Origin of the sequence: Aquicoccus porphyridii (assembly GCF_008369105.1) — a bacterium.
In the GTDB taxonomy this organism is placed as follows: domain Bacteria; phylum Pseudomonadota; class Alphaproteobacteria; order Rhodobacterales; family Rhodobacteraceae; genus Aquicoccus; species Aquicoccus porphyridii.
In genome coordinates, this window is the sequence record NZ_VINQ01000001.1 from 613,912 (window position 1) to 639,696 (window position 25,785).

19 protein-coding genes and 1 pseudogene are annotated in these 25,785 nt (G+C 66.1%); 7 read left to right on the forward strand and 13 right to left on the reverse strand.

Annotated features, from left to right (window positions below; all coding sequences use genetic code 11):
* Nucleotides 1–44: 44 nt before the first annotated feature.
* The 6 genes from FLO80_RS02995 to FLO80_RS03020 all read right to left on the reverse strand — a co-directional run bounded on the left by FLO80_RS02995 (nt 45) and on the right by FLO80_RS03020 (nt 7,076).
* Entirely contained in the window at nt 45–1,439 is a 1,395-nt protein-coding gene (locus tag FLO80_RS02995; RefSeq protein WP_111361831.1) for a TRAP transporter large permease, read from the reverse strand.
* A gap of 4 nt (nt 1,440–1,443) precedes the next feature.
* Nucleotides 1,444–2,178: a TRAP transporter small permease gene (locus FLO80_RS03000; RefSeq protein ID WP_111361830.1), complete on the reverse strand. Its 735-nt coding sequence runs from the start codon at nt 2,176–2,178 to the stop codon at nt 1,444–1,446.
* A gap of 129 nt (nt 2,179–2,307) precedes the next feature.
* Nucleotides 2,308–3,309, reverse strand: a complete 1,002-nt coding sequence (locus tag FLO80_RS03005) for a TRAP transporter substrate-binding protein (protein ID WP_111361829.1) — start codon at nt 3,307–3,309, stop codon at nt 2,308–2,310.
* 329 nt (nt 3,310–3,638) lie between these two features.
* Nucleotides 3,639–4,871 carry a sigma-54-dependent transcriptional regulator gene (locus FLO80_RS03010; RefSeq protein WP_111361828.1) on the reverse strand — a complete coding sequence of 411 codons (1,233 nt, stop codon included), beginning with the start codon at nt 4,869–4,871 and terminating at the stop codon, nt 3,639–3,641.
* Nucleotides 4,868–6,556, reverse strand: coding sequence for a sensor histidine kinase (locus FLO80_RS03015; protein ID WP_111362363.1), 1,689 nt, complete (start codon nt 6,554–6,556; stop codon nt 4,868–4,870). Before FLO80_RS03015 ends, FLO80_RS03010 begins: the two co-directional genes overlap by 4 nt.
* 58 nt (nt 6,557–6,614) lie before the next feature.
* A complete protein-coding gene (locus tag FLO80_RS03020) occupies nt 6,615–7,076 on the reverse strand; it encodes an Lrp/AsnC family transcriptional regulator (protein WP_111361827.1) in 462 nt (153 codons plus the stop codon).
* A gap of 146 nt (nt 7,077–7,222) precedes the next feature.
* On the opposite strand from FLO80_RS03020, the gene FLO80_RS03025 reads away from it, so the two are divergent.
* The 5 genes from FLO80_RS03025 (at nt 7,223) to FLO80_RS03045 (ending at nt 11,361) form a co-directional block, all read left to right on the forward strand.
* Nucleotides 7,223–7,540 (forward strand): DUF2849 domain-containing protein, encoded by a 318-nt coding sequence (locus FLO80_RS03025; RefSeq protein WP_111362362.1) that lies wholly within the window; start codon nt 7,223–7,225, stop codon nt 7,538–7,540.
* A 34-nt stretch (nt 7,541–7,574) separates the two neighbouring features.
* Nucleotides 7,575–9,206, forward strand: coding sequence for a nitrite/sulfite reductase (locus tag FLO80_RS03030; RefSeq protein WP_111361826.1), 1,632 nt, complete (start codon nt 7,575–7,577; stop codon nt 9,204–9,206).
* Nucleotides 9,207–9,210: 4 nt separating this feature from the next.
* Nucleotides 9,211–9,942, forward strand: coding sequence for a phosphoadenylyl-sulfate reductase (locus FLO80_RS03035; protein WP_111361825.1), 732 nt, complete (start codon nt 9,211–9,213; stop codon nt 9,940–9,942).
* Nucleotides 9,939–10,361, forward strand: coding sequence for a DUF934 domain-containing protein (locus FLO80_RS03040; RefSeq protein ID WP_111361824.1), 423 nt, complete (start codon nt 9,939–9,941; stop codon nt 10,359–10,361). The genes FLO80_RS03035 and FLO80_RS03040 overlap by 4 nt, the downstream gene beginning before the upstream one ends.
* A gap of 145 nt (nt 10,362–10,506) precedes the next feature.
* The gene (locus FLO80_RS03045) at nt 10,507–11,361 is read left to right on the forward strand and encodes a ferredoxin--NADP reductase (RefSeq protein ID WP_111361823.1); all 855 of its coding nucleotides are present in this window, start codon (nt 10,507–10,509) and stop codon (nt 11,359–11,361) included.
* 62 nt (nt 11,362–11,423) lie between these two features.
* Here the strand turns inward: FLO80_RS03045 and FLO80_RS03050 are convergent, their stop codons facing one another.
* Both FLO80_RS03050 and FLO80_RS03055 read right to left on the reverse strand, forming a co-directional pair.
* Nucleotides 11,424–13,169: a CAP domain-containing protein gene (locus FLO80_RS03050; RefSeq protein WP_111361822.1), complete on the reverse strand. Its 1,746-nt coding sequence runs from the start codon at nt 13,167–13,169 to the stop codon at nt 11,424–11,426.
* A gap of 126 nt (nt 13,170–13,295) precedes the next feature.
* A complete protein-coding gene (locus FLO80_RS03055; protein ID WP_146610987.1) occupies nt 13,296–14,030 on the reverse strand; it encodes a hypothetical protein in 735 nt (244 codons plus the stop codon).
* A gap of 214 nt (nt 14,031–14,244) precedes the next feature.
* On the opposite strand from FLO80_RS03055, the gene FLO80_RS03060 reads away from it, so the two are divergent.
* Nucleotides 14,245–16,953: a VWD domain-containing protein gene (locus FLO80_RS03060; RefSeq protein ID WP_111361820.1), complete on the forward strand. Its 2,709-nt coding sequence runs from the start codon at nt 14,245–14,247 to the stop codon at nt 16,951–16,953.
* Between the two features lie 196 nt (nt 16,954–17,149).
* Nucleotides 17,150–19,123 carry a M10 family metallopeptidase C-terminal domain-containing protein gene (locus FLO80_RS03065; protein WP_111361819.1) on the forward strand — a complete coding sequence of 658 codons (1,974 nt, stop codon included), beginning with the start codon at nt 17,150–17,152 and terminating at the stop codon, nt 19,121–19,123.
* An 8-nt stretch (nt 19,124–19,131) separates the two neighbouring features.
* On the opposite strand, the gene FLO80_RS03070 is transcribed toward FLO80_RS03065, so the two are convergent.
* The 5 genes and pseudogenes from FLO80_RS03070 to FLO80_RS22815 form a co-directional block, all read right to left on the reverse strand.
* Nucleotides 19,132–20,442, reverse strand: a complete 1,311-nt coding sequence (locus tag FLO80_RS03070; RefSeq protein ID WP_111361818.1) for an HlyD family type I secretion periplasmic adaptor subunit — start codon at nt 20,440–20,442, stop codon at nt 19,132–19,134.
* Nucleotides 20,432–22,648: a type I secretion system permease/ATPase gene (locus FLO80_RS03075; protein WP_111361817.1), complete on the reverse strand. Its 2,217-nt coding sequence runs from the start codon at nt 22,646–22,648 to the stop codon at nt 20,432–20,434. Before FLO80_RS03075 ends, FLO80_RS03070 begins: the two co-directional genes overlap by 11 nt.
* Nucleotides 22,645–24,108 (reverse strand): TolC family protein, encoded by a 1,464-nt coding sequence (locus FLO80_RS03080; protein WP_111361816.1) that lies wholly within the window; start codon nt 24,106–24,108, stop codon nt 22,645–22,647. Before FLO80_RS03080 ends, FLO80_RS03075 begins: the two co-directional genes overlap by 4 nt.
* Before the next feature lie 67 nt (nt 24,109–24,175).
* Nucleotides 24,176–25,096: a SapC family protein gene (locus FLO80_RS03085; protein ID WP_111361815.1), complete on the reverse strand. Its 921-nt coding sequence runs from the start codon at nt 25,094–25,096 to the stop codon at nt 24,176–24,178.
* Nucleotides 25,097–25,195: 99 nt separating this feature from the next.
* Nucleotides 25,196–25,785: pseudogene (locus tag FLO80_RS22815) on the reverse strand (hypothetical protein); the annotation flags it as partial.

Genomic DNA, 25,785 nt, shown 5'->3' on the forward strand with positions numbered 1-25,785 from the left:
TTCGAAACGCTCGCTCAGACGCGCAAGATGATCACCGCCCCCCGCTAATCCACGATAATCTCCGGCCCCATCAGCGAATTGGGCAGGAAGGTCGATATCCACGGTATGTATGTCACCAGGATCAGGAAGACGAAAAGCACCGCGAGAAACGGCAGCGCCGCGCGAACCACCGCCATCATCGGCATCCCCGCCACGCCCGACGTGACAAAGAGGTTGAGCCCGACCGGCGGCGTGATCATCCCGATTTCCATGTTGACCACCATGATGATCCCGAGGTGGATCGGGTCGATCCCCAGCTCGATCGCGATCGGAAAGACCAGCGGCGCCACGATCACAATGAGGCCCGAAGGCTCCATGAACTGCCCGCCGATCAGCAGGATCACGTTGACCGCGATCAGGAACATGATCTTGCCAAAGCCCGCCTCCAGCATCACGCTCGCGATCTTCTGCGGGATCTGCTCGTCAGTCAGCACATGCTTGAGGATCAGCGCGTTGGCGATGATGAACATCAGCATGATGGTGAGCTTGCCCGCATCGAGAAGCGTGCGGCGCGTGTCTTCATGCCAGAACACGGTGACCAGCGCCTGCGGCCTTTGCCAAAGGCTCTTGCGCGGCTGCCCGTCGCGCGCGGCCAGCGGCCCCATGTCGCGATAGACGAAGACCGCGATCAGGAAGGCATAGACCGAGGCCACGGCCGCCGCCTCGGTGGGCGTGAAGATCGCCGATGTGAGACCGGGAATACCATAGATCCCCACCATGATGATCACGATCAGCATGAGTCCCCAAAAGGCATCGGCGAAAGAGGCGAAAATCTCGCGCCAACCGGCCCATTCGCCCTTGGGCATGTTGCGGATGCGCGCGATCACATAGATCGCGATCATCAGCATCAACCCCGCCATCAGCCCCGGGATGACACCGGCCAGGAACATCCGCCCGACCGAAACATCGGTGGCGCTGGCATAGACCACCATCACGATCGAGGGCGGGATCAGGATGCCCAGCGTGCCCGCGTTACAGATGACACCGGCGGCGAAATCGCGGGTATAGCCCGCCTGCCGCATCGCGGCGATCACGATCGTCCCGATCGCCACCACCGTCGCGGGCGACGACCCCGACAGCGCGGCGAACATCATGCAGGCGAACACCCCCGCAATGGCAAGACCGCCGCGCAGATGCCCGACACAGGCAATCGAGAACCGGATGATCCGCTGTGCCACACCGCCCGTCGACATGAAGCTCGATGCCAGGATGAAGAACGGGATCGCCAGAAGCGTGTAATGCCCCGCCATCGCCTGGTAGAGCGATTGCGCCACCGAGGCGAGCGAGGTTTCGGAAAAGGCCAGCAGGAAGATGATCGAGCTGAGTCCGAGCGATACCGCGATCGGCACCCCGATCAGCAAGAGGCCGATCACCATTGCGAAAAGAATGACCACGTCCATGGGTTCAGCCTTCTTTGTGTTGTGTGGCGGCGTCGTCCACCGCCTCTTCCGCCTCGTGACTCACGATGAGCGAAGCGCGCGTGCCGCGCAGGATCTCGACCGTTGCCTGCACAAAGCGGAACAACAGCAGCGCGATGCCGATCGGCAGGATCGCATAGGGGATGAAGCGCGGCATCTTCTCATAGGCTTCGCCCTCGTTGAACACATCGTCCATCCAGCCGAGCCATGACGGTATCGGGATCTGCTCGGTCTCGTACCAGGCCTGATCGCGGCTGTCGGCGAAACCGGTCGGGAACCAGCGCCCCGTGGTCCCGTCGAACCCGGCAAAGGGCGCCCAGTAATCCCATGCCCCCTTCATCAGAAGCGCGGCATAGACCACGCAGACCAGCGCCGCGATGACCACCAGGACCCGCCGCTTGCCCGTGGACACGATATTGAGGATCGCATCGACCCCGAGATGGGACGAGATCTTCACACCATAGGAAATCCCGAACAGGACCAGCCACGCGAACAGCACCAGCGTGACCTCAAGCCCCCACAGGATCTCGGTCGGCAGGCGCATGCCCGTGGCCGCCTCGACCCAATCCCCGATGAAGGAGTTGAACACATAGCGCACGACGACATTGGCAAATGTCAAAAGCGCCATGACCCCCAGCAGAAACGCGATCAGGTTTTCCTCGATCCTGTCGATCACCTGGCCGACCCGCCCCTGCGGGTTCGGATGCACCGATCCTGACATGGCTTTCTCTCTCCCTGAAATCCGGTTTCCCGGCACCGATGCGCCGCGCTCCGCGCGCGCGCGTTGGCGGTTTGCCGGGGTCCGGTCACGTTTCCGCGCCGGGCCCCGGCCCCGTTTCGAGCCGAAGGCTCAGTTCATCTCGTTGAACTCTTGCGCCGCGGCGATGTTCTCGGCGCCCACATCGGCCTCGAACTCGGCCCAGACCGGCTTCATCACGTCAACCCAGGCCTGGCGTTGCTCGTCGGTCAGTTGCCGCACCTCGCCGCCTGCGTCGATGATCGCCTGCTTGGCCTCCTGGTTGACCTTGGCGGATTCGGCGTTGCGCGTCTCGGTCACCTCGCGCAGGATCGTGGACAGTTGATCGCGCACATCGTCGGGCAGGCTGTCCCACCAGTCGACACCCGTCACCACCATGTAGTCGATGATGCCATGGTTGGTTTCGGTGATGCCATCCTGCACCTCGAAGAATTTCTGGCCATAGATGTTCGACCACGTGTTCTCCTGGCCGTCGACAACGCCGGTCTGAAGCGCGCCATAGACCTCGGAAAAGGCCATCGGCTGCGGGCTCGCGCCCAAGGCACGCATCTGCGCCACCAGCACGTCCGAGGTCTGCACCCGGAATTTCAGCCCCTTGGCGTCGTCGGGCGTCATCAGCGGCTTGTTGGCCGAGATCTGCTTCATGCCGTTGTGCCAGAACTCCAGCCCCAGAAGCCCGCGGCGGGTCATCGATTCCTTCATCGCCTGGCCGGTTTCCGACGTCTGGAACGCATCCACCGCGTCGATGTTCTTGAACATGAAGGGCAAATCGAAGATGCGGTATTTCTTGGTGAACTTCTCGAATTTCGACAGCGACGGCGCGGCCATCTGCACATCGCCCTGAAGTATCGCCTCGAGCACCTGGTCGTCATTGTAGAGCGTCGAGTTGGGGAAAACCTCCATACAGGCCTTGCCGTCCATCTCCTCGTTCACGCGCTCTTGCAAGAGCGACGCGGCGATGCCCTTGGGGTGCTTGTCGGTGTTGGTCACATGGGCGAACTTGATGACGATCTCGCCATCGTCACAGGCGGCCATCGCGGCCCCCCCGGTCACGCTCAGCGCCATCGCCGTTGCGGCAGCAGTCATGAATTTCATATCTTTTCCTCCCGAAAATTAATCACACAGCCCGCAAACCGGGCAGATGCCGCATGTTCACGATCGCGTGTTTTTCAGGCAAGTGTTGATCCGGATTGACTGTTGGGGCCAAAGAAATCACCGTTTTTCCGTGGGTTAGCTCGAAATTCTCACATGGCGGCGCACCGCTACGGGCCGTCCTGTGCCATTCGCCGCACAGCGGTCACGCCATCTGTGCGAAAATCCGCACAAGATTTTCTTCCCGATTCTCCCTTCATCTGACCGAAAAATACCTCGGGGAGCGCGAGGGGCTGGCCCCTCGCTCCTGCGCCATCGGCCCAGCACCACCCTCAGCGACGGTAATCCTCGGGCTTGATCCCATAGCGTGCCAGCTTGTCGTAAAACGTCTTGCGCGGCAGCTTGAGCGCCTCTGCCGCCGCGCTCGCCCGGCCCTTCTGCCGCCCCAGTGCCGCGATCAGGAGCGAGCGTTCGACCCGCGCCAGTTGCTCGGCCAGTCCCAGGTCTCCCGCCTCCGGCACCTCGTCGGGCATGCCCAGAACGAAACGCATCGCCGCACTCATCAGCGCGCGCGCATTGCCCGGCCAGTCCTGCGCCATCAGTCCGGCCAGATGCTCGGGCGCGATCTCGGGCACCGGCAACCCGGCCTGCTCGGCGGCCTGCGCCACGTATTGGCGAAACAGCACCGGGATATCCTCGGGCCGCTCGCGCAGCGCCGGGATATGCACCCGCATCACGTCCAGCCGATAGAACAGCTCGGCGTTGAGCCGGCCCGCCTCGACCAGCGCGCGCAGATCCCCGCTCGATCCGGCGATGACCCGGATATCCGCCCCCTCGCCCAGCCGTTCCAGCGCCGCGAACTGGGTCTCGCGCGGCATCTCCTGCACCTCGTCGAGAAACAGCGATCCACCCTCGGCGCCACGCCACAGGTCGGCCAGCGCCTCCGCGCTCAGCCCCGCCGCGGGGCGCTTGACGAACGGCCCGCCCGCCACCGGGCTCATCAGGTGGACCACCTCGGCCACCTTGGGAATGCCGCTCCCCGGTGGCCCGCTGACCAGGATTTCGCCGCCCCCCGCCCGCGCCACCGACCGCACCCGCGCGCGCAGGGCCTCGGCCTTGTCGGAATGGCCGAACAGCAGCCGCGCCGCCGGATCGCCGGTTTCAAGCTGCGCCTTGAGGCGACGGTTTTCCAGCACCAGCGCGCGGGTTTTCAGCGCCCGCTCCACCTCGGCCAGGAACTCGGCGGGGGCACAGGGTTTTTCCAGGAACCCGAACGCCCCCTGTTCCATCGCCCGAACCGCCATCGGAATGTCGCCCTCGCCGGTCAACAGGATCACCGGCAACTCCCGGTCCACCGCACGCGCATGATCGAGAAGGTGGAACCCGTCACGCCCCGGCATCCTGATGTCGCTGATCACCACGCCGGCAAATCCGGGGGTGATATGGTCCTTGGCCTCGATGAAACTGCCCGCCATGACCGGCTCGCACTCGCCCAGTTCCAGCGTCTGGCGCATTGCCGCGCGCACCGCCGCATCGTCATCGACAAACAGAACCCTGCGCGTCACGCCGCCGCCTCCTTCTGCTCGCTCCAATGGTCAAGTTCGACGGTAAACACCGCGCCCCGGCCCTCTGCCGCGTTCTTGCCGGTGATGTCGCCGCCAAAGCTCTGCACCAGACCATAGGAGATCGACAGGCCAAGGCCCATCCCCTCACCGCTGCCCACCTCCTTGGTGGAATAGAACGGCTCGAACATACGTTCGGGATCGGCAATGCCCGGCCCGGTGTCACGCACCGCCACCCGCGGTCGCGGGCCATCCTCGATCGCCACCATGATCCGCCGCGGCTCGGTCTGGTCCGCCATCGCGTCGGCGGCATTGTTGATCAGGTTGACAAAGACCTGTCCCAGCCGCACCTCGCCGCCGCGCACCGCGATCGGGTCGGGCGGACGTGTCCAGGTCAACTCCACCCCCTCGGTGGCCAGCCGCGTCTCGGTCAGTTCGACCGCCTGCGCCACCACCTGCACCAGATCGACCCGGCCCATCGGTTCGCTTTCGTTGCGGGCAAAGGCGCGCAGGTTGCGGATGATGCGCGCCGCCCGTGCCGCCAGCGCCGAGATCCGGCCCAGGTTCTCCACCGCCACATCCGACCGCCCGCGCTCAAGGAAGGCCGCGCCATTCTCGGCGAATTGCTGGATCGCCATCAGCGGCTGGTTCAACTCGTGGCTGATCCCCGCACTCATCTGCCCCAGCGCCGAGAGCTTGCCCGCCTGCACAAGATCGGCCTGCGCGCGCCTCAACTCCCCGGTGCGCGCCTCGACCCGCGCCTCGAGCAACCGGTTGGCCTGCGCCAATGTCCGCCGCCGCTCCATCGCGAGGAACAGAAGCGCGCCAAAGGCCAGCCACAGCGCCGCGAAGACCGCCATCTGCAACCCGGCCAGCCGCCGCGCCGGGGCCACGTCGATCAGCGCCTCGGCGGTCAGCCCGATCACCGGCAGATCACGTTCGAGATGCAGGATTTCACCCGGGATGTAGGGGCCCCAATCGACCTGCCAGAATTCCAGCCCGCCACGCTCGCGGCTGGAAAAGCGCGGGGCTTCGCCTTCGGGCGGGGCCAACCCGGGCCTGCCCGCCTCACGGCGCCAGAAAAGCAGCTCCGAGCGGTTGGTGACGAACACGCGCCCCTCCGCATCGGTGAACAGCACCGCCGGGCGCGATCCGCGCCATTCGCGCTCCAGCTTGTCCAGATCGACCACCACGACCAGCGCGCCCTCGATCCGGCCATCGTCACCGAATCGCGGCGCGGCATAGAAATAGGCGCGCCGCTCCTCGGCCCCGTAGAGCCCCAGCCCCCAACCCAGCGCACCATGCCCGGCCCGCTCGACCCAGGGCGCGCGCAGGTGTTGCTCGGGCCACGCCGCATCCGCCTGCGCCAGCACCCGACCCGCGTTGTCCAGATGGATGAGGTTGAGCGCCGCCGTCTTGTCCGAGGCCGACAACAGCAGCGCCTCGGCCGCCGCCCGGTCCCCCGCACCCAGAACCGGGTGCGGCGCCATCAGCACCGCCATTTCCTGGTAGCGTTGCAACTGGCTGGTCAGCCGGTCGGCGGCCAGGGCAAGATCGGCCTGCCCCCGCCGCGCCACCTGCTCGAGCGCCTGGCTCAGCGCATAATGGTAGACCCCCGCGCTCATCCCCGCCACAACGGCGAGAAAGCCAAGCGCCGCAAGCGCACGTCCGGTCATACCACGTTCCATCGCCCCTTTTACCTCGCCGCCGCCAGACTTGAACAGCATCCGCGACGGATGTCGCCCCTCACAGCGGCAACGCCACCGTCGACTTGATCTCCTCCATGCTCAACAACGCGGTCACGTTATGCACCTTCACCTCTGAAATCAGCGCCTGGTAAAAGGCATCATAGGCGCGCGCGTTCCTGACCCGCACCTTCAGGATATAATCGATATCGCCCGCCAGCCGGTGCGCCTCCTGCACCTCGGGCCGATCGCGCAGCGCCTGGAGGAACGCCGCCTGCCACTCTGCCTCGTGCTCGCTGGTGCGGATCAGGACGAAGAAACAGGCCTCGAATCCCAGCGCCTCGGCATCGAGCAACACGGTCTGCTGCCGGATCACCCCGCCCTCGCGCATCTTCTTCACCCGATTCCACACCGGCGTCTTCGACGAGCCCACGCGCCGCGCGATTTCGTCCAGTGACTGCCCCGCGTCGCGTTGCAGTTCGACAAGGATTTTCCTGTCCAGCTCGTCCAGTCGGGCCGCCATTCCCGCGTTCTCCTCATTTTCCGAATAAACCTGTCCTTGAGACCTGTTTACGAAACCATTTTCCTTATTCTCTCGCATATCTGGCGGAGAATGGGAATAATTTCCTATGTTGAGGGGAGAGAAAAGTGATCGTCCAGGAGGCCACCATGTCTGACCCTGTCTACAAGATCGTCACCGCCAATGCACTCACTTCCGGCGATGTCGTCTATCTCACCGGTTCCGACGACTGGAGCCCCGAAATCGTCGAAGCCGAATTCATCGACGATGCCGAACACGCCGAATCCCGCCTCGTCGCGGCACAGCGCCAGACCCACCTCGTGGTCGGGCCCTATCTTGCCGATGTCACGATCACCGCGAACGGCCCCGTTCCCGTCACCCGCCGCGAAGCCCTGCGCGCCTCCGGCCCCTCGATCGCCTTTGGCGCCGAGAGCGCATCACGACCCACCGCCATCGCCGCCGAGTAACCCGAATCCCCCCGGACCCGAACGGAGCCAAACCATGCCGCTCGACAGCTATCTTGCCACCCGCAGCGCCCAGTTCCGCGCCCAGGTCGCCCGCCGCCTCGATGGTGCGCTCACCGAAGAGGAATTCCGTCCCCTGCGGCTGATGAACGGGGTCTATCTCCAGCTTCACGCCTACATGCTGCGCGTCGCCATCCCCTATGGCACGCTGAACAGCGATCAGTTGCGCGCGCTGGCCTTTATCGCCGAGCGCTGGGACCGTGGCTATGGCCATGTCACCACCCGCCAGAACATGCAGTTCAACTGGCCGCGCCTCGTCGACATTCCCGACATGCTCGATCACCTCGCAGGCGTCGGCCTGCACGCGATCCAGACCTCGGGCAACACCATCCGCAACGTCACCGCCGATCCCTTCGCCGGGGCCGCAGCGGACGAAATCGCCGATCCCCGTCCCGTGGCCGAGCTCATTCGTCAATGGTCGACCGACCATCCCGAGTTCCAGTTCCTCGGACGCAAGTTCAAGATCGCGGTTTCCGGCGCGGCCGAGGATCGCGCCGTGCTCAAGGCGCATGATCTCGCCATCCGCATCCGCGAAGAGGACGGCGTGCGCGGCTATGAAGTCCTCGTCGGCGGCGGCCTCGGGCGCACGCCGATGGTCGGCCAGACCCTGCACCCGTTCCTGCCCGCCGCCGATCTTCTGCCTTATATCGAGGCGGCGCTGGCCACCTACAACCTGCTCGGGCGGCGCGACAACAAGTACAAGGCCCGGATCAAGATCGCCGTTCACGAACACGGGATCGACGAGATCCGCCGCCTGACGGACGAAGAATTCGCCCGCCGCCGCCCCGCCTTTCACGGCGCGGACCAGGCACTCCTGCGCGATCTCGAACGGCAATTCGCCCTGCCCCCCCTCGTGGCACAAGACGACGCGGCCTATCACGCCGCCCGCAACGCCGATCCCGGTTTTCGCAGCTTCACCGACACCAACCTCGCGGCGCACAAGGTGCCCGGCCATGCCATCGTGACGGTTTCGCTCAAACCGATCGGCGGCATCCCCGGCGACATCACCACCGCGCAGATGCGCGCGCTGGCCGACATGGTCGACACCCACGCTTACGGCGAATTGCGCTTCACGGCTGAGCAGAACATCGTCCTGCCGCATGTCCCCCTTGCGGCCCTGCCCGAGCTCTACAAGGGCCTGCTTGCCCAGGGCCTCGCCACCGCCAATGCCGGTCGCGCCTCGGATATCGTGGCCTGCCCCGGGCTCGATTACTGCTCGCTGGCCACCGCCCGCTCGATCCCGCTGGCGCAGCAACTCTCCGAGATGCTCGACCGCACCGGGCTCGACGCCGATCTTGGCAAGCTCAAGATCAAGATCTCGGGCTGCATCAACGCTTGCGGGCATCACCACCTGGGCCAGATCGGCATTCTCGGGCTCGACAAGCGCGGCGTGGAATCCTACCAGATCACGCTGGGCGGCACCGACGGTGATGCCCTCGCCATCGGCGAGCGCACCGGGCCGGGTTTCTCGGCCGACGAGATCGTGCCGGCCATCGCCCGCCTGCTCGACGCCTATCTCGAGCTGCGCGAGGACGAGGACGAAAGCTTCCTCGCCGCCTATCAGCGCCTTGGCCCCGACCCGTTCAAATCCGCGCTCTATGAAAGCTGATCCGATGCTTCATCTTGCCCCAGATACGCCCGCCGCAGGCACTCGCGTTCTCCACCCGCGCAGCCTTGACGTGCTGAACGCCCATTTCGCCACCCGGCCCGCCGAGGAACTGCTCGATTATGCGCTCTCGGGCGCGCTGGGCCGGATCGCGCTGGTCTCGTCCTTCGGCGCCGAATCCGCAGTGCTTTTGCACATGGCCGCTTCGGTCGACCGCGCTACGCCGGTGCTTTTCCTCGACACCGAAATGCTGTTCCCCGAAACGCTGGCCTACCAGCGTGACCTTGCCACGCGGCTCGGCCTCACCAACATTCACCATGTCCGCCCCGGGCCTGTCGCGCATGACCTGCACCAAACCGATCCCGACGCCTGCTGTGCCGCGCGCAAAGCCGCACCGCTCGAACGCGCGCTCGACGGATTCGACGGCTGGATCACCGGGCGCAAGCGGTTCCAGTCCGGAACCCGCGCCGTGCTGCCGCTCGTCGAATCGGATGCGGGCCGGATCAAGCTCAACCCGCTGGCGTTCTGGTCGCCCGATCGCATCGCCGCGTATTTCGACACCCACGCCCTGCCGCGCCACCCGCTTACCGCGCGCGGCTATCCGTCGATCGGCTGCGTGCCTTGCACCACCCCGGTCGCCCCCGGCGAAGACCCCCGTGCCGGGCGCTGGCGCGGGCACGAGAAAACCGAATGCGGCATCCACTTCGTGAATGGCCGCGCTGAAAGGACTCCGTCATGACCACCACCCTTGTTCGCGACACCGGCTTTGCGCCCGAAGACTGGCCCCACGGTTTCACCGACAACCCGCGCGAGATCGCGGGCGAGAACGGCGCCGGGCTCGATCTCGACCCGGCGGCAGATCTCGCCGATCTCGTCCCCCGTCTGGCCTCGATCGGCCTGATCCGCATCGCCTTTTCCGGCTTTGCCGATGGCCGCGGCTTCACCACCGCGCAGCAATTGCGCCTGCTGGGCTATCGTGGCAGGCTGCGCGCCCATGGCCCGCTTATCGCCGACCAATACGCCATGGCGCGGCGCGCCGGTTTCGACGAGGTCGAGATCCCGTCCGAGATCGCCACCCGCCAGCCCGAGGCGCAATGGCGCGCGCGGGCAGAGTGGCAGGCGCATGATCATCAAACCCGCCTGCGCGCGGCCTCCTGAAGCCCACCACGCCCCTGCCTGCCCCGCGCAGGGGCCTGCATCTGTCCCACACGATTTGCGCCAGATCAAAGACGCAACACGAATACATCTTCAAAAATCCGCACAACCTGATATGGAGGGGCAATTCGTTTGCCTACAAACAATCATGACCGAGTTGAGCCCAGTGACCCAGACCCAAGCCCAGAAGGCCCCCAAGGCCCCCACCCTTCCCGACGCGCAGACCGTGACCTCCGTCAAGCATTACACCGACCGGCTGTTCGCCTTCCGCGTGACCCGACCGGCCAGCCTGCGCTTTCGCTCCGGCGAATTCGTGATGCTCGGGCTGATGCAGACCGACGAGAAGACCGGCAAGGAGAAACCGCTCCTGCGCGCCTATTCCATCGCGTCACCTTCGTGGGACGAGGAACTGGAATTCTACTCGATCAAGGTGCAGGACGGCCCGCTCACCTCGCGGCTTCAGCATATCGAGCCAGGCGACCAGATCATCCTGCGCCCCAAACCCGTGGGCACGCTGGTGCATGACGCGCTCCTGCCCGGCAAACGCCTCTGGTTCTTTGCCACCGGCACCGGCATCGCGCCCTTCGCCTCGCTCCTGCGCGACCCGCAGACCTACGAGGATTACGAAGAGATCATCCTCACCCATACCTGCCGCGAGGTGGGCGAACTCGATTACGGGCGCGAACTGATCGAAAACATCCGCTCCGACGAGATGCTGGCCGAACTGATCGGCGAGGGCTTTCACGAAAAGCTCAAATATTACCCCACCACCACCCGCGAGGAGAGCGCCAAGATGGGGCGCATCACCGATCTTCTGCGCGCGGGCGATGTCTATGGCGATCTCGGCATCGAACCGATTCGGCCCGAAACCGACCGCGCGATGATCTGCGGCAACCTCGCCTTCAATCTCGAACTCAAGGCGATGCTCGAAGAGATGGGGCTCGAGGAAGGCGCGAATTCCGATCCCAAGCAATACGTGGTCGAAAAGGCGTTTCTCGACTGATCCCACCCGTCGGGACCGGCGGGCGATCCGGGGTCGCGCATCGCCCGGCCCCGCCGCCGTTCCTAAAGCGTGGCCATGTTGCCCAACAGGATACCGGTCATCTCGACCTCGAGATCGCTGTCGAGGCTGGCAATCTCCATGCCACGGGGCAGCGCGGCGTTGTCCGCGTCAAGCGTCAGCGCGGCCCAATCGGTCGCGGCATCGAAGAACACCCATTTCGGGGCATGATCGCTGGCCAATCCCACCGCGTGACGCAGCACCTCCAACGCATCGTTGGGCGTGACCGCCCCGTTCTCGTTGATGTCGGCCGCAACGAAATGCGCCGACTGCGCCGGGCCAAAGGACGGCTCCAACCCGACCGCGAGGCGCAACACGTCAAGCGCATCACCCGAGGCGATCGCCGGGTCGCCCGACCCATGGTCGCGCTGCGCATCGAGCTGGCCCGACGCGCCCTCCTCCAGCCCCAGCGCAAAGGCACCCGCGCCATCGCTGGTCATGCCGAGGGCGGGTGCCGTTTCCCCCTCGGGCGTGAACGTCACCTCGGCCCCGGCGATCGCATCCCCGGCGAGATCGCTCAGCACACCCGAAAGCAGCACCGGGCCATCCCCGGGGTCCAGCGACGGTTCGAGCACATGATCCCCGTCGGCGAACCGCAAGGTGGCGACATTCATCAGGGTATTCACACCTTCATTGAGGTGATCCTCGCGCGTATCGGTGACGGTGATCGTTCCCGCCTCGACCGTGATCTCGTAATCGGCGAGCAGGCCAGCGAACTGCACGATGTCATCGCCGCTGCCGCCGTCGATGGTGTTGTTGCCCCGCCCCGCGATCAACAGGTTGTCGAACTCATTGCCCGTCAGGCTGAGGTCCTCCACGCCCAGCAGCCCCGCCTCGACCACGCCCGCGCCCAGTTCCAGGTCGGCCGACGACATCAGCCGCGTTCCCCCGACGATGTCGAACTTGGCATTGCGCCCGCCCATGTCCAGCGTCGCCGTGCCCGGCGTTCCGTCCCAGTCGAACGTCACCTCGACCCGCGTGGTGCCTTCGGCCAGCGCCAACGCATAGCCCCCCGCGGTGGCCGATGTCGTCGCCCCACCCGAGGCCGAAACCGAGACACCCGCCCGCCCCTCGCCCGGGGAATAGAACAGGTCGCCATCAAGATCGTCATGAACCACGCCGGTCAGGAAAATGTCAGAGCCGGAAGTCGCGAACTTGTTGGTCAGCATCGAGGCGTTATAATCATGCTCCACCCCCTCGCTGTCCGGTGCCGTGAATTCGCCAGCCACCTGTGACACGCCGGTTTCCCGAAATGCATCGTTGAGGATGTTCACCCGGTGCCCTGCGCTTTTGAACAGCCCTTCATGATGCGACAGGATGCTCGCATCGAGGTCGATCTCGCCGGTGGTGCCGCTCCACGCGATATTCTCGCCCCAGGTCCAGCTACCGGTGAACGTATAACCGGCACTTTCCATGCGGTCTCCGGGCGTGGTGCCATTGGGGGCCGGCGCGGGGGCTTCATGGGCGAAATAGTCGCGGTCAAGCATGTCCTGCGAATGCCCCTCCGCCGCGAGTCCCACCAACGAATTATAGGCCAGCGGTTGCTTCGCATCGGGGGTCAGCACGACCGATGGCGTGTCGTCCGGGTTTCCGGGCGTGGGATCGTTGAGACCGATGCCAAAGCGCGCGGCCTCGGCCGCGGGGTCAAGCCGCGCACGGTTGAGCATTTCGAGGAAAAACTGTTCGTTCGCAGTCGGTTCCTTGATCGGCGGCATGGTCACCTCGCAGTTTCGCCCATGAAGCGGCGTCATTCATTCCATGCCCTTGTTATCACCCGGTCTGGACCATTGTCATGCCCGTTATTGCAGCACGGCAACGGTTTCACCGGCATCCCGGCCTGCCCCGTCCCGCACGAAGAAAACGAATGAAAGCCAGGCTCAGCGCGGGCGCGATAGCGACAGGATCAGCCGCGCGCCCCCTCGCAGCGTTCCGCTGTCGCGCCCATGGCCGCGCGCCTCGGCGAAAAGCGCCAGTTCTCCCGCACCACGGGCAAGCGGAAGATGGTATTGTGCGCTCAACTTGGCAAATTCCAGCCGCTGCCGGTGACTTGCATCAATCGCCAGCAGCGCGGAATTGATCCTCATGCGGCTATGCACCTGCCGCACGCCCAGCCCCGCCGAAACGCTCACCGATCCCGGCAGGGCCTCGGGCAGGAAGCCGGGGCCAAGGCGATGCGTGATCGCGGCTTCGGCCTCGGCGAAACGGGTGTCGGCGGCAATGGTGATCGGGTCCTTGAAAATGCCCGCCCCGTCGGGAAGGAAATGGCGCCCCTGCCCCCGCCCGCCGCGGATGACACCCTCAAGCTGCCAACGCGGGTCAAGCTGCTGGCGCGCCCGAATTCCGAACGCCGTCTCAAGGCTCCTCTGCGTGCGATATGCCGGCGTCGACCCGCCGCCACCGAATCCGCCCCCCGCCCCGCTGCCGGACCCGGCCCGCCAGTCGCCGAGGAAACTGTCGACCGCGTGATCAATGGCCGCGGGGGCATAGCCCTGATCCTCCTGCATGACCGTGATCTCCGGGTGCAGATTGCCCCCGGTGCATCCTCCCAGGCCGACAACGCCGAAAAGCAGCAGGACAACCCAGCACGCGCCCCGATCTGCGAACCTCCGCATGATCCGGGTCGGGAAGTTGATGTTGACACAGATCATGGTTGCCCCGAGCGCGGATATGTAAACGCTAGACTGTATTGTGGAGGGTGAAGAATGCTTTTCCCATCTGATTTTGTCGCCCGAATCAAGGGCATGCGGCAGCAAGGTCGCGTGTCCGCTCCCCATTGCGCAATGCGCATTCCCACATCGAACATAACAGACTGACAGGACCCCAGAAATGACCAGTGTCATCCTTACGCCCGGCTTCAGGGATTTGCTTGAAGACGACACCATTCTTCCCGGCCTCAAGAACTTTGCCCTCGATTACGAGGGAGAGCTTTCGGCCCTCGGGGATACCGACCCGGCCGCGCCGCCATCGCTCTCCGCAAGCCTCATCCAGTTTTTCGAGCAAAGCACCGACCCGGCCTATCCGCAGACCTATACCGTGTCCTTCAGCGGCAGCGGCATCAGCCCGATCAGCAGCATCGAAGAGCTGGAAACGGCCCTCATGGAGGGGCTGGCCACCGGCACGCTCGACACGGTCACGATCGACTATGGCAGCACCGAGATCCTGTCGCTCGACATGGGCAGCACCAGCTATACCCTGACCACCGGGAACCAGTCGCTGGAATTCACCGGCGCCTTTCCCGACACGCTCGGGGATTTCGGCGCACTCGTCGGAATGGCAAGCGAGATCGACAACATCGTCTACATGAGCAGCGCCGAGCGCGAGGCGTTCCTTGCTCCGTTGATGGAGTATGACATCACCGAAGTGGTACTGCGCGATTCCGGCACCGAACTGCTTTCGCTGGGCGTCGATTTCGCCACTGGAAGCTACACGGTCGCGGCGGGCGGATACACCCTTGATGCCACCATCACCACCCCGCCGCTGCATGAGTTGCTGAACACGCTTCTGCAGATGGAAATGGAATGGGGCGAAGGCGGTGTGCAATCCCCGCACCTGCGCCTTTACGATGCCAGTGGCACGCTGGTCGCTGAAAACGCCGACACCTCCGACCCCGGCAGCCCGCATTTCCACGGTGGCTATGCGTATTTCTCCTACACCCCCACGGTCAGCGAAACATTCTACATGTTCGGCGCGAGCGTCGGCGATGCGGGCATCGGCTTTTACGACATGGGGTTCTGGATGTCCGGGAGTACAGGAGATTGGACAGAGTTGAGCGAAGACGCGGATGCGCCCGCCGACGCCACCACCCCCTATATCTTCAACGGGCCGGGAACGTTCACGTTCAACGGCGTTCTCTTCCCCGAGGCCGATCGTGACTGGGTCGCGGTCGAACTGGAGGCCGACACCGAGTATCAATTCTCGATGTCCGGTTTCTTCGAGCCACCCTGGGAATTCGAGGGCTATACGCTCGGGCCCATCACCCTGACCGACCCGATGGGCGAGACGATCCTGCACATCCCCGAAACAGACCTGACCGACGCCATGGCGCTCCAGGCGCTGATCGACGAGATCAGCATCCTTCTCGAAGGGCTGGGCCTGCCACCCCTGCCCGAGGGTCTTCTGGGTCTGAACAACGGTGACCCGCACCTTCTGACGCTCGACGGCGCGGCCTATGACTTCCACGCTGCGGGCGAATACGTGCTGACCCGCGCCACCGACGGTTCGGATTTCGAGGTGCAGGCCCGGATGAGCCCGGTGGGCGAGAACGTGACCGCCAACGTCGCCGCCGGGGTGCGGCTTGACGGTGGCAATGTCATGGTCGATGCGGCGGCGGCAAACCCGCTGACGGTCGATGGCGTCGCCACCGCCGTGGCCGATGGCGGATTCATCCTCGTCGGGCAGGACCGGGTCTATCGCGAGGGCGACACCTATACCCTGATCCACACCCGCGACGGCGATCTCGAAACCGGCTATAGCGCCGTCGTGGTCGGCGTGGTCGGCGGGCGGGTGGATATCACCGTTGCGCTTGACGGTTACTGGGGCGGCAATGTCGAAGGGCTTCTGGGCAATGCCGACGGCAACGCCGCCAATGACATCGCGCTGGCCGATGGCACACCGCTCGATCGGCCGCTGAAATTCGACGATGTCTATGGCCAGTATCGTGACGACTGGCGCGTCGATGACGCCGCCGACAGCCTGTTCAGCTATGGCGCGGGCGAGGGCCCCGACAGCTATTACCTGCCCAACTACCCCACCGGCATGATCGGCCTCGACAATTTCGACCCCGCCGATGTGAGCGCGGCCGAGGCCGTGGTCACGGCTGGCGGGCTGGCGCCGGGCACGCTCGCCTTCCAGCAGGCGGTTCTCGACTACCTGCTGACCGAGGACGAGAGCTATATCGACACCGCGACCAACACCCAGACGGCGATCGACAGCCGCCCGGCCGAGGCCCCGGCGATCGAGACACCGGATACAGACGGTGGCGGGCTCGAGGGGCTTTTGACCCTGTCGGGCAAACTGACCAGCCTCGCGGGCGAGGACATCACCGGCGCCACCGTGACCTTCCAGCCCACGGGCCGCAGCGTCAGCCTCGCGCGCCTGACCCGTGACGATGGCGATTTCAGCTTCGACATGGTCGCGGGTGAAGACGGCCACCTCAACGCTACGCGCGGCTATGACGCCGACACCGATCCCGGCATCAACGCGGGCGACGCCCTTGACGTGCTGCGCATCGCGGTGGGCCTGCCGCCCTCGTTCGGCCCGGCCGAGGCGCAGAATTTCGTCGCCGCCGACATCGACGGCGACAGGCGGGCCACGGCGGGCGACGCGCTCGACGTGTTGCGCCACGCCGTCGGCCTTGAAAGCGAGCACACCCCGCACTGGACGTTCTTCGCCGCCGACACCGACTGGGATGCGCTGGACCTCGGCGCAAGCAACACGTCGGTCAGCAGCGGCGCCGCCGTCGATGCCCTTGCGGCGAATTTCGACGTGCCGATGACCGGCATCCTGATCGGTAACATGGAAACGGTCGTCGGCTGATCCGCCACGACAGGCCGGGGGCATCGCAGCGGTGCCCCCGACCCACCGCCGGGCTCACCTACGCACCCGGTCGGTCCGAAACACTCGGTTTTGAGAAAAATCGGCGCTAAACGCCGCGTTTTGGTCACGTTGGCGGCCGCGCCTGCGCCCGCCTTCCTGCCCACCCTGCCCCCTGTGGAAGCAGGTGAGGCGGGCCATGTGGCTGGAATTTCACGACAGGGCGGGCACCGGGATCGAGGCGTTCGAGAACGGGGTCACCGACACGGTGACACTGGACACCGCCGCAGGCACCTTCGTGCTGGCCGGAACCGGGCGCTTGGGTGGGGTGATCGCCTTTCGCCTAGGGGCCGACGGCCGCCTTGCGCTCACCGATAGTCGCCTTTTCAGCGGGTCGGATGCGCTGGCCGCCAGCGGCAAACTCGCGCTGATCGAAACCGGCGACGGCCCGGTGCTGGTCTTCGGCGCGGGGACGGATGCGCTTCTTGGCTACCGGATCGGCGACGACGCAAGCATCGGCGCGCGCGTCGGCATCCCGTTTGAAACCGCCCGAAACGAGATCGCCGCAGGCAACGACGCCATGCTGCGCGCCTTTGCGGTGCATAGCGACACCGGCGTCGCACCCGTCGCGGATGGCTCATGGCAGCGCGAAACGGTGGGGCTCGAAGTCGGCGGCGTGGGCGATGCGGCTCATGTCGTGGTGCTCGGGGCCTTTGACAGTCACGTCACGGTCATGCCACGCGATGGCACGGGCACGATCACCCGTTTCGGAACCGCCGAGGGCCTCGGCATCGCCACGCCCACCGCGCTGGAGCTGGTCGAAACCACCTCGGGGCACTGGGTGATCCTTGCCGCGGCGGGGAGCTCATCGCTCTCGGTCCTCGCGCTCGACCCGGACGGCTCATTGCACGCGGCCGACCATGTCATCGACACGCTCAACACCCGTTTCGGCGGGGTGCAGGCACTGGCGACCGCGCAACGGGGCGATGACGTGCTGGTGGTGGCGGGCGGCGCCGATCACGGGCTGAGCCTGTTCCTGCTCTCCGGTGACGGGCGGCTCATCTGGCTTGATACGCTTGCGCACCAGACGGATGCGGGGCTCTACAACGTCAGCACCCTGTCGGCGGCGATCATCGACGACGATCTCATCGTCACCGCCGGATCACAACGCGACCCGGGGCTGGGCGTGGTGCGCGTGCCACTGGCCGAGCTTGGCGTGACCGGCGAAATCGCCACGGGCGGCGCGGGGCGCGACATCCTGATCTCATCCCCCGATAACGCCGTGCTGACCGGTGGCGCGGGCGCCGACATATTCGTCGCGCGCATGCAGGACGCGCCGGTCCAGATCACCGATTTCGAGCCCGGGCTCGATCGGCTCGACCTGTCGGACTGGCCGATGCTGCGTGGCGTGACACAGCTTGCGGTCACCACCACGGACCGGGGCGCGCTGGTCTCCTATCGCGATTACGATGTCTTCATCGTCTCGCAGGATGGCACGGGCCTCGGCGCGGATGACATCTTCCCCCGTGGCTTCCATTGGCCTGATCGGGTGCTGACCCTCGGTGACATCAGCAGTGACGCAGGCCAGCCCGACGATGACACCCCCGCGGACCCGCCCCCCGACGGTGACCCGGATGACCCGGACGGTGACACGCCGCCGCCCCCCGACAGCGGGTCGCGCGTGGTCGATCGCGCCGGACAGGGGCTCGAGGGGGCCATCGTCACCCTGTTCCCCGAAAGCGGAACAACCTACGGCACCACGACCGATTCACTGGGCGGCTTCACCTTGCCGCCCGCGTCCGAGGGCAGGCTGGTCCTGACCCGGTTTCATACCGCGGGCGACCCGGCAATCGGCGCCGCCGACGCGCTCGACGTGCTGCGCCTCGCCGTCGGGCTCAATGCGGGCGCCGGGCCGCTCGATTTCATCGCCGCCGATGTGAACCGCGACGGTCAGGTCACGGCCACCGATGCCCTCGATCTGCTGCGCTTTGCGGTCGGGCTGGACACCGCGTTGACCCGTGAATGGGTGTTCATCGACACCGCCGCCGACCTCGGCACCATTTCCGCACGTTCGGTGCATTACGACACCGGGATTCACCTGACCGGGCCGGACATGGCCGATACCCTGTCGATCACCGGCATCCTGCTGGGCAACCTCGGCGATATGGCCTGATCTGCGGGTTATTCGCGCAGGGCGTTGTCCTTCACCCGCACCACCGGCCGGGTGAGGTATTCCAGAACGGTCTTGCTTCCCGACAGGATATCGACCTGTGTGACCATGCCGGGCATGATTTCCACCGCGACCCCATCGGCATCGAGGATGTTGTCCTCGGTGCGGATGCCCACGACGAAAAACTCCTCCTCGTCGCGTTCCGACCGGGTCACCGCGTCGGCCCCGATGCGCACGATCTCACCGTCAAGGCTGCCATAGCGGGAAAAGTCATAGGCCGTCACCTTCACCTTCACCGGCTGCCCCGGATAGATAAAGGCGATGTCGGCCGGTCGCACATAGGCTTCGACAAGCAGCGTATCGTCAAGCGGCACGATCTCGATCAGGTCTTCGCCCGCGCGCGCCAGACCGCCAAGGGTCAGGCGGTGGATTCGGTTGACCACACCCCGGACCGGCGCGCGCAGCCGCGCGCGGGCCGCCCGGCTTTGCAGGGCTGGCAGCGACGGTTTCAACGCCGCCAGTTCCGCCGTCGCCAGCGCCAGATCCGAAAGCGCCGAAGAGCGCTGTTGCGAGCGGCGCGCGCGCACCTGGTCGTCGATCTCGTCCAGCGCCGACTGCAACCGCGCCAGCGACGCCTTCGCACGGGTTTCGCGCCCGCGCCATTCCGCCTCGGTGCGGCGCAAGGACAACAGCGTCGTCTCGGGTTCGACCCCGCGCTCGACGAGCGGCTCCATGATGGCGCGTTCCTCGGCCACCACCTCAAGGGTCTCGCGCGCGGTCTGCAGATCGACACGACCCTCTTCGTATTGCTGCTGGCGCTGGTTGCGCTGACGCTCGAGGATGTCGATCTCGTCATTCAACTCGGCCCGCCGCCCGTGATAGAGCGCCGATTCCGAGCGCACCACGTCGGGGGCGCGTTCGATCAGGATGTCGGGAAACTCCAGTTCGACACCGTCGATCTCGGCCTGAAGCCGTTCGATCCGGGCCATCAGGCCATAAGCGCGCTGTTGTTCCTGGTCGAGCTGGCTGGAAATCTGCGTGCCATCCAGCTCCATGAGCAGATCGCCCTTCTGGACGATGTCGCCCTCCGACACATGCACGGCCTGCAACACGCCCGGCTCCGTGGCCTGGATGATCTGAAGATCGCGCGACGGAACGATGCGCCCCTCGGCGCGGGTCACGTCATCAAGTTCGGTGCGCGCCGCCCAGACCCCGGCCGCCAGCAGGAAGAGCAGGATCACCGCAAGCAGCAGCGACCCGCGAAACGGTGAAGAGCCGCGCATCTCCCGCGCCATCTTCTCGAGGTCATGGTTACGCGCCATCCGCACGCCCCCCCTTGCCGGCCTCGCCACTGTCGCCCACGCCCGACGCCCCCGCGCTGGCCTGCGCACGCCGGTTGAGAATGCTCTTGGGACCATCGGCGGCGATCTTGCCCTGATCCACCACGATCACCCGGTCGACCAGCTCCAGAAGGCTGGTGCGGTGGGTGACGATCACCACGGTGCGGTCGGTCATCTCGGTCTTGAGCCGGGCAATGACCTCGGCCTCGTTCTGCACGTCCATGGCGCTGGTCGGTTCGTCCATCAACAGAACCGGCGGCCGCCCCACCAGCGCGCGCGCCAGCGTGATCGCCTGTTTCTGCCCCCCCGAAAGCCCCTCGCCACGCTCGGCGAGCATCATGTCGTAACCCGATGGATGGCGTTTGACGAAATCTTCCACCCCGGCGATATGCGCGGCCTCGAGGATATCGTTGTCGCGCGGGCGCATCGCGCCGATGGCGATGTTCTCGCGCACCGTGCCGGTGAACAGCCACACGTCCTGCAACACCGACCCCACGTTGCGGCGCAGATCGCCCGGGTCGATCTGCCGGATGTCGATCCCGTCCATCCGAACCGAGCCCGAGCGCGGCTCGTAAAGGCCCAGCATGAGCCGCGCAACCGTGCTCTTGCCCGACCCGATCCGCCCGAGGATCGCAACCTTCTCTCCCGGCTTGATGGTAAAGGACATGTTGCTGAGCGCATCAATGCCCTGATCAGGATAGGCGAACGACACGTTGTCGAAACTGATTTCGCCCTTCAGCCGCGGCCGCGAGATCCAGCCCTTGCCCTCGGGGCGTTCGCTGTCGGCCTTCATCAGCGCATCGAGGCTGCGATAGGAGGTGCGCGCCTGGTTGAACCGCGTCAGCGTCTGCGCCAGTTGCGCCAGAGGCGCCAGCGTGCGCCCGGTGAGGATGACACAGGCAATCAGCGCCCCCATGCTGACCTCGCCCGCGGTGATCAGGAACACACCGTAGAACACGATCATCACCTGGGCCGCCTGCTGCGTGAAGGCGGTCGCGTTGATCGCGAACTGCGTCACCGCGCGGCTTTTCAGCCCATGTTCCGACTGCCGCGCGATCGCCTCTTCCCAGCGCGCGCGCATGCGCCGCTGCGCCCCGGCGGCCTTGATCGTCTCAAGCCCGGCAACGGTCTCGACCAGCACGCCCTGTTTCGACTGCCCGTCGGCGAAACTCTTCTCGGCGAGGCGTGACAGCACCGGCTGCACCGCGATCCCGACGATCAGCACCACCGGCACCGCGATTGCCGGCACCATCGCCAGCGGACCGCCGATCAGGTGGATCACCCCGATGAACAGCACGATGAACGGCAGGTCCACCACCGCCACCAGCGTGGCCGAGGTGAAGAATTCGCGCAGCGTCTCGAACTCGCGCAGGGTGCTGGCCAGCGCCCCGGTCGAGCCCTTGCGCGCCCGCATCTGCATATCGAGCAACTGGTCGAATATGCGCCGCCCCATCACCATGTCGGCCCGCTGCCCGGCGCGGTCGATGAAACCGGCGCGCAGGCTCTTGATCAGGAAATCGAAGAACAGCGCGATCCCCACTCCGAAAGTCAGCGCGATAAGCGATTCCAGCGCCTCGTTCGGCAACACCCGGTCATAGACCACCATGATGAACAGCGATGTGGAGAGGCCAAGGAAGTTGGCCAGAACCGCCGCGAGCAACACCTGCGTATAGGCCCAGCGGTTCTGCGCCAGCGTGGACCAGAACCAGTGCCCCTGCCGCCCGCCGCTCTGGGCGGCGATGTCATCGCGATGCTCGGCGCGCATCAGGAGCGCGTATCCGGTATAGATCTCCTCGATCGTGTCGAGCGCGACCTCGCCCAGCCCCTCGCCGAGATCCGGATCATAGACGGCCAGCCGGTTGCCGGGCAGCTTCTGGTACAGTACCACGGCCCGGTTATCGTCGAGCAACAGGATCGCCGGCGTCAGCGTGTTGTCGAAATCCTTGAGCCGGCGCTTGCCGAACCCCGCCTGGATTCCGGACCGTTCGGACGCGACGATCGCATCGCGTACCGTCAGGCTACCCTGCGCGCCCGATTGCGCCGCCTGCAACGCGGCCAGCGTGATCGGCCGATCCAGCGTCGACGCCACATGCAGCATGCAGGCTTCCAGCGGCGTGACATCGTCACGCCCGCCCGATGCAGTTGCCTGCTCGCCCTGGTCCAGCCTGACGACGCGCGATTCGCTCATCTTCCCCAATCCTCGCTGGTTCCCTGCGCAAGCTCTTGCGCAACCGGGTCTTCGCTTTCATCATCCTGCTCGACCGTCTCGCCCTCGGTGTGAACCTGCGGCAGGACAATCCCGAACGCATCGAGAATATCCCCCGTCAACGCCAGCGCGGCATACCCGCTCAGCGCCAGCTCGCGTTTCGCCACGATCAGGGTCTCACCGGCATCGAAAAGGTCGCGCTGCGCATCGAGCAAACCGATCAGGCTGCGTCGGCCGATGGAAAACTGCTCGCGCGCCGAGGCGACCGTGGCCTCGTTGGCACTGACGGCGTCACGCGCGGCCCGCAGCCGGGCCTGGCCCGCGCGCTGGTCCGAACGCACGAAATCGAGCGCCCGGCGAATCTCGCGCGCCAGCCCTTCACGGTCGGCCCGCAACGCCTCCAGCCGGGCCTCGGCCTCGCGGATCGCCGCGGCCTTCTGGCCCGGCGCGCCCGGATCGTAATCGAGCACCAGGTCGGCGCCGCGATCCGCGCCCGATCCCGTTGCCGCCCGCTGCGCCGTCCCGCGCATCTGCAACTGGGGGAACTGCGCCGCCTCGGTCGCCGCGAGATCGGCCTCCGCGGCCTTGATCGACGCGTCCAACCCGCGGATTCGCGGGCTGGCGGCGATCAGCGCATCATCCTGCGCATCGGGCAGCTTCGGCGCGGGTGGCGGATCGGCCAATGCACCGGAGCCGCGGCCAAAGACCTCGCGGAACACCGCCTCGGCCCGGTCGCGCTGCGACAGGGCCTGCACCTCGCGCGACACCGCGTTCGCCAGCCGCGCCCGCGCCGTCAAGACATCCGACTGGGTTCCCGCCCCCGCCCCGAAACGGTCTTCGACCTGCTCCAGGAGATGACGATGCGCATTCGCATTGCTGCGGGCAAGATCGTGCTGCTCACGCGCCGAGACCAGGTTGTGCCACGCTTCGACGGCTTCCATGGTCAACGCGGCGGCCACCTCGAGTCGCGAGCCCCGGCTCTCGAAAACCCGCGCCCGCGCCGCGATCTGGCGGCTCGCCGTGGCGCCCCCGTCATAGATCAATTGCAAGATCTGGAGAACCGGGGCCACCCCGTTGCCGCCAGTCACCCCAGACCCGATCGTCGCCCCGAGCGAGAACCGCGGCAGGTAGCCGGTGGCCTCGCCATCCTCGCGCGCCTGGGCGGCGCGAATATCCGCATCCGACGCGGTCAGCCGCGGATGGGTCTGCACCGCCCGGACCACCGTTTGACCGAACGTGCTGCGCGACACCGAATCGGACACGCGCACCTCGCGTTCGCCGGGCGGTGCGTCGAACCCGCTTTCCAGCGACTCGAGATCAGGCATCTCCGCACAGCCGATCAGCAACAGCACCGCCCCCACCACCGGCAGCAGGTTTGCCGCAAACCGCCAACGTCGCGGCGCGGGTGCGCCGACGGCGATCTCGCTGCACTGGGTGGTCATGTCATCAATGCCTTTCTTTCAATCGCTTGCGCCATTTCGCCCTCTATACGCCATCCGCAGGCCAATGCTAACCCCGCGATGTCCCCGTCGGGCCGTCATGGTCGGGTTTTTCGTCCTCATCCCGGGCCGGAAGATCCGCCTCGCGTTCCTGCGACGCGGCCAAGGCGTCAAGGAACCCCGAAAGCGCGGCCTCCTGGGCCGGGCCCGGCGTGTCGGGCGCCGCCGTGGGCAGGTCGGGCGCGGCCGCGCTCGCCGGGCGATCCGGCTGGGCCTCGGCCGCGGCGATGAGCGGCAAATGATGCAGCGAAACCGCCTGCACATGCAAAAGCACCAAGGCCCCGCAGCGATGCAGCGCCGAAAGCTCGGTGCGGCGCAGGCTCTCGATCCGGGCGCGATCGGGCACCAGAAGCCCTTGCGTATCCATCTGCGCCAACCCCGGCGGCGCCTCGAACGGCACCAGCAAGTCGCGGGCCATCACCTCGGCCATCGCGTCGCGGGTTCGCGTCTCGGCGGCGGTGCGTTCCTGGAAAAAGCCGATCACCTGCTGCATCGCCGGGGTGGGGTTGCCGTCATCGGTGAAAAACGGCTCGTCCCCGGGGTCATCCGTGACAAACCCGCTCGCCTCGTCCACCAGGAGCGCAAGGCTCCCCTCGGGCGTGCGCTGCGCGGTAAAGGGATGCACCCGCAGGATCGACGGGATGTAACTGCCGCGCCAGACGCCGTTCGGCGAAACCATGGCACAGGGCCCCTCCTCCCTGAGACGCGAAAGCGCCACCGGCCAGACGCCGGCCCGGGTGCGAACGAAAAAGAACGGCAGGCTCGCGGCGACCTGTTCATGCTCGCCCAGCACAATCGGAACCAGGCGTCGCCGGGCGGCGAAATCCCACGAGGTGAACCGCCGCCAGAACCGCCCGCCATGGCGTTCGGGGCTGACGGGGATGGGGGCATTCGTGGTCACGTCCTCTCCTGAATGGTCGGGATCGTTCATCTGGCGGCTTCCATCATGCAGGATAAATCAATGAAGAGCATAGCCCTTGCATCATGCAATGTCTGCCCCGCGCCATGCCGCGCATGGCGCGGTCAGAGGTTACAAGTCCGCGCCAGCGGCAAAACCGAGGATGCTGGGCGAACCGACACCCGACAGATCGTCCAGCCCCGAGAACAGCGCCATTTCGGTGACTGTGTCGGCCCCGGCCTGCACCTCGACCTCGTAAAGCTGTGCATCGGTGCCGTCGGACGCCAGGAAATAGAGCACATCGCCATCCGCCGGACCGCTCAGCCCGTCAATCGCCGTGCGCACCGCGCCCTCCGACAGGTCGGCCATGGCGGTGGTGAAGACGACCAGCCCGGTATTGGCCCCCAGCGTGCCGCCATCGGCCAGCGATTCCATGATGCTGCCATCGCCGCGCAGTGCGTCGCGGGCAGTATCGTCAAGCGCGATCCCGATCCGGTCGGCGAGCGCGCCGCCGGTGCTGAACCCGGTGACGGTGTCAAAACCATTGTCGCCGGGACTGGCCTCGAACACGACGGTGTTCGCGCCCGGAGCCGAGATGTCGATGGCGTCGTCGCCGCCGCGGCCCTGGACGACGCTGTCGACGTTGTTGGCCGCGATGGTGTCATCGCTGGCCGTGCCGATGAAGCTGGTATAGCTTCCGCCGCCGCTCGTTTCGACGTCGA